The organism is Pseudomonas sp. YQ_5 (assembly GCF_043103305.1).
GTDB lineage: Bacteria > Pseudomonadota > Gammaproteobacteria > Pseudomonadales > Pseudomonadaceae > Aquipseudomonas > Aquipseudomonas putida_Y.
On sequence record NZ_JBICJS010000051.1, the window covers coordinates 1 to 375 of the forward strand.

1 rRNA gene is annotated in these 375 nt (G+C 56.5%); it reads left to right on the forward strand.

From position 1 onward, the window contains the following. Positions 1-375 (forward strand): 16S ribosomal RNA (locus ACF8EA_RS11585); the annotation flags it as partial.

Here is a 375-nt window from a genome sequence, read left to right on the forward strand (position 1 = left end):
CTGCCGGTGACAAACCGGAGGAAGGTGGGGATGACGTCAAGTCATCATGGCCCTTACGGCCTGGGCTACACACGTGCTACAATGGTCGGTACAGAGGGTTGCCAAGCCGCGAGGTGGAGCTAATCTCACAAAACCGATCGTAGTCCGGATCGCAGTCTGCAACTCGACTGCGTGAAGTCGGAATCGCTAGTAATCGCGAATCAGAATGTCGCGGTGAATACGTTCCCGGGCCTTGTACACACCGCCCGTCACACCATGGGAGTGGGTTGCACCAGAAGTAGCTAGTCTAACCTTCGGGAGGACGGTTACCACGGTGTGATTCATGACTGGGGTGAAGTCGTAACAAGGTAGCCGTAGGGGAACCTGCGGCTGGAT